6 protein-coding genes are annotated in these 3,833 nt (G+C 72.5%); 3 read left to right on the plus strand and 3 right to left on the minus strand.

The genetic code is table 11. The annotated features are described in order from the left end of the window. On the minus strand, window positions 1-675 hold a 675-nt coding region (locus Q0C41_RS30370), incomplete at its 3' end, for an SDR family NAD(P)-dependent oxidoreductase (protein WP_291990606.1). A 47-nt stretch (window positions 676-722) separates the two neighbouring features. On the opposite strand from Q0C41_RS30370, the gene Q0C41_RS30375 reads away from it, so the two are divergent. Further along, entirely contained in the window at window positions 723-1,085 is a 363-nt protein-coding gene (locus tag Q0C41_RS30375) for a MerR family transcriptional regulator (protein ID WP_291990608.1), read from the plus strand. An 89-nt stretch (window positions 1,086-1,174) separates the two neighbouring features. On the opposite strand, the gene Q0C41_RS30380 is transcribed toward Q0C41_RS30375, so the two are convergent. Together Q0C41_RS30380 and Q0C41_RS30385 are read right to left on the minus strand one after the other, a co-directional pair. Then, entirely contained in the window at window positions 1,175-1,480 is a 306-nt protein-coding gene (locus Q0C41_RS30380) for an anti-sigma factor (RefSeq protein WP_291990610.1), read from the minus strand. Next, entirely contained in the window at window positions 1,477-2,079 is a 603-nt protein-coding gene (locus Q0C41_RS30385; RefSeq protein WP_291990612.1) for an RNA polymerase sigma factor, read from the minus strand. The genes Q0C41_RS30380 and Q0C41_RS30385 overlap by 4 nt, the downstream gene beginning before the upstream one ends. On the opposite strand from Q0C41_RS30385, the gene Q0C41_RS30390 reads away from it, so the two are divergent. Beyond that, window positions 2,078-3,421: a TolC family protein gene (locus tag Q0C41_RS30390; RefSeq protein ID WP_291990614.1), complete on the plus strand. Its 1,344-nt coding sequence runs from the start codon at window positions 2,078-2,080 to the stop codon at window positions 3,419-3,421. The genes Q0C41_RS30385 and Q0C41_RS30390 overlap by 2 nt on opposite strands. 5 nt (window positions 3,422-3,426) lie before the next feature. Then, a partial coding sequence (locus Q0C41_RS30395; protein ID WP_291990616.1) for a biotin/lipoyl-binding protein occupies window positions 3,427-3,833 on the plus strand: 407 nt, incomplete at its 3' end.

Raw genomic sequence — 3,833 nt, forward strand, 5'->3', positions numbered from 1 at the left:
CTCTTCCGATCTGACGCTCATGCCTCGAGCGTACGAAGCCGGTGCGTCGGGTGGCAGGGCGCGCACGGCCTCGTCCATCTGCGACCCCGACTTGGCGAGGAATGGTGTCCGAACGCCCCCAGGCAGGACGGCCGTGACCCGCACGCCCTCGGCCCAGAGCTCGTGCCGGAGGCCCAGCGTCAGGCCGAGCACCGCCCACTTCGACGCGTGATACCACACCTCCCACGGCACGCTGATGACGCTGCCGATCGAGCCGACGTTGACGACCGTGGCGGGCCGTCCACGCCGGGCCGCGGCACGCAGGTGCGGCAGCAGCACCTGCGTGACCCGGGCCAGCCCGAACAGGTTCAGGTCCATCAGGGCCCGCGCCTGTTCCGGACGCGTGTACTCGAAGGCGCCACTCAGGTTTGAGCCCGCGTTGTTGACGAGCGCGGCCAGACCGGCCGGCCCCGTGGTCTCGCGCACGAGCACCGCGGCAGCGTCGATGTCCTCGTCACGCGTGAGGTCCAGGATGATCGGACGCAGGCGCGGACTGCCGACGGCGCGCAGCGCCTGCGCGTCTGCTTCGCGGCGCACGCCTGCCAGCACGTGCCATCCTGCGGCGTCGAATTCGAGGGCGATGGCGCGTCCGATGCCAGTGGACGCGCCGGTGACCAGGACATGTTCACGAGTCATGCCCACAGGCTAAACCGTGGAGTACACTCCACGGTCAAGGGGGGCGCATGCGCATCGGCGCGTTCTGTGCGGCGACGGGACTGTCACGAGACACGGTCCGCTTCTACGAGCGGGAAGGGCTGCTCCGTCCGCGGGTCGGGGCATCGGGCACCAACACCTACCGCGAGTTCGATGCGGCGATGGTCGACCGTGTGCGCGGCATCCAGCGCGCCAAGGCCATGGGCTTCTCGCTGCGCGAGATCCGATCGCTGGCGACAGCCTTCGACCGCAACCCGCGCGACCGCGCGGCGCAGGCCCGCTGGTTGCGGGAGAAGCTTGTCGACGTCGATGCGCGCATTCGCGCGGCCCGCGAGATGAAGGCTCACCTGCTCGAGAAGCTCGCGCGCCTCGAGTCCGACGCGGACGCCTAGCTGTCGACCCGCTGTCCCGTTGCCGCCAGAGACACGCGACGTGACGCGGGGGAGGGTCGGCGTCCTGTCGAGGCGCCAGCACCCCGAACTCACAGCTCGGCGGCCGGCATTCCATCACGGAGCAGCGCTCGCACTCGGGCCAGGGCAGCGGCCTGCACCTCGGGCGGCAGGTCACGGACCTCGTCGCTGCGGCAGAGGGCAATGGCGCGGCGCAGACTGGCCGCCATCTGCCCGCAGCACGCGCATCCCTCCAGATGCGCATCCAGCTCGGCCATCTTCTCGGTGGTGAGGTCGCCTTCGAGGTAGGCCGACAGTTCCAGCAGTTGCTGCTGGCACTGCCCGTCGCCAGGGAGGGGGGCCGCCTTGGGGGCGCTGTCGTGAGGGGGGCGTGTCACGCCACGTCCTCCAGCACCGCGCGCAGGGCGACGCGGCCGCGGTGCAGGCGCTGCTTGACGTTGTCCTCGGAGATGCCGACGACATCGGCGACCTCGCGCGTGGAGAGCCCCTCGAGGTCGCGCAGCACGATGACCTCCCGCTGTGGGCCGGGCAGGCGGAGCAGCGCCTTGCGCAACTGCTCGCGGCGCGCGGCCTCGTCGAGGGCGTCCTCCGGGCTCTGGGCGTGGGCCTCGGGCTCGTACACCGGCTGGTCGTGGAAGGGCCCGTCGTCGTCCAGCGACATCATGTGGGTCGGCTCGGCGACACGCTTGCGCCGATTGAGCAGGCAGGCGTTGCGCACGGTGCGATAGAGCCAGGCCTTGAAGGCCTCCGGGTCGCGGATGGCGCTGGCGTGCCGATAGGTGCTGACCAGCGCCTCCTGCATCACGTCCTCGGTTTCGTCGGTCCGTCCGCAGACCATCACGCTGAAGCGGTAGGCCGAGGCCTGGGCCCGCACCAGCAAGCGCTCCATGGCCTCCGGGTCGCCGCCGGCCGCGGCCCGAACGAGGCCCGCGTACTCCTCGGGGCCTGTCACCTTTCCGACAGGAGCGGTATCCATGCTCCTGATGATACGTACGTCCACACCTCCCGTCATCGTCGCCGCGCTGCTCGGTTGGCTGTTGGTGGTGGCTCCCGCCCTCGCGCAGGCCCCACTGACGCTCCAGGACGCCATCGCGAAGGCGACGGCCGGCAACGCCGACGCCAGGATTGCCGCTCTGGCCGAGAAGGAGGCCGGGCACCGGGTCGACCAGGCGCGTGCCGGCTTCCTTCCGCGCGTGGATGCGAGCGAGACCTGGCAGCGCGGCAACCAGCCGGTGTTCGTCTTCGGGTCCCTGCTCGCGCAGCGACGCTTCACGGAAGCCGATTTCGCGCTCGACGCGCTGAACCGGCCCGACGCCCTCGACAACTTCCGCGTCGCGGTCGGCGCCGAGCAGTCCATCTACGACGGCGGCGCGACCCGGGCGCGGGTCCGGGCGGCGCGCCTCGGTGTGGCCCTGGCCGCCTCAGGGACGGTGGGCGTCCGCCAGGCGCTGGCCGTCGCGGCGACCCAGGCCTACGGCGACGTGCTGCAGGCCGAGGCCTCGCGTCAGGCGGCCGATGCGGCCCTCGAGGCGGCCGCGGCCGATCTGCGACGGACCACCGACCGCCGCGATGCCGGCCTGGTGACCGACGCCGACGTCCTTGCCGTCGAAGTCCATCGCGCCACGGTGGAAGAAGCGCGGTTGCGCGCCTCCCTTGCGAGCGACCTGGCGCGGGCCGAACTCAATCGCGTCATGGGGGAGCCGCTCGACACGGTGTTCGTGCTGGCGCCGCTTGCGCCGGCCGAGGCCCCGGCGCGGCAGGCGCTGGCGGTGCTCGAGGCCGAAGCCCTGGCGCAGCGCCCCGAGTTGCAGCAGGCGCGCCTGGCCGTCGATCTGGCCGGCACCCAGGTGGCCGAGGCGAAGGCCAGCTACATGCCGCAGGTCTTCGCGCAGGCGGGGTGGGAGGGCAATGGCGGGGCGTGGAACGACCGCGCGGGCAGCTGGGGGGTGGCGGCCGGCGTCCGCATCAACGTCTTTCGCGGCTTCGCCGACAAGGCCCGGATCGCCGAGGTCAGCGAGGCCACCCGGCGACGTGCCCTGGAGCGCGAACGGGCCGAGACCGCCATCCGGCTCGATGTCCGGTCCGCGGTGGCCCGCCTCGAGTCCGCCCACGCCCGGGACGCCCTGGCGCGGAGCGTCGTGACGCAGGCGGCCGAGCGGCAGCGCATCGTGCGCGACCGCTACGAACAGGGATTGACCGATGTGACCGCGCTCCTGCGGGCCGCCGAGTCGGTCGTGCAGGCCCAGGAACAGCAGATTCGCGCGCGCGTCGACGTGCTGGTGCATGCCGCCAGCCTCGATCGGGCGCTGGGACGATAGTCATCATGCACAACACGTACGGATTGGGTGCTGTCGCGGGGCGTCTCGCCGGTGTGGCGCTCGTATCGGGGGCCGCGCTCGTGGCCGGCGCCTGCGGTGGCCAGGAGCACGCCGCCGAAGCGGTCACGGCCCGTGCACCGGTGACGGTGACGATGCAGGAGGTGCGCAGGGCGCCGCGTCCAGCCATGGTCGAGGCCGGTGGTCTCGTCCAGGCCAAGTCGTCGGCGCTGGTGACCAGCCGACTGATGGCGCCGGTCCGCGAGGTGCGCGTGGTGCCGGGCGACCGTGTGCGGGCGGGGCAGGTCCTCGTGGTCCTCGACGACCGCGACCTCGGTGCTCAGGCCCGGAGCGCGCGCTCGGCGGCCGCGGCCGCCGAGCAATCGGTCACGGCGGGGAGCGCCGACCGGCAGGC

This window comes from Luteitalea sp. (genome assembly GCF_022842525.1).
Classification (GTDB): domain Bacteria; phylum Acidobacteriota; class Vicinamibacteria; order Vicinamibacterales; family Vicinamibacteraceae; genus Luteitalea.

What these genes read in the sequence shown, in the direction of transcription:
- Q0C41_RS30375 (WP_291990608.1), top strand. Translation starts at nt 723, where the DNA reads ATGCGCATCGGCGCGTTCTGTGCGGCGACGGGACTGTCACGAGACACG.
- Q0C41_RS30390 (WP_291990614.1), top strand. Translation starts at nt 2,078, where the DNA reads ATGCTCCTGATGATACGTACGTCCACACCTCCCGTCATCGTCGCCGCG.
- Q0C41_RS30385 (WP_291990612.1), bottom strand. Translation starts at nt 2,079, where the DNA reads ATGGATACCGCTCCTGTCGGAAAGGTGACAGGCCCCGAGGAGTACGCG.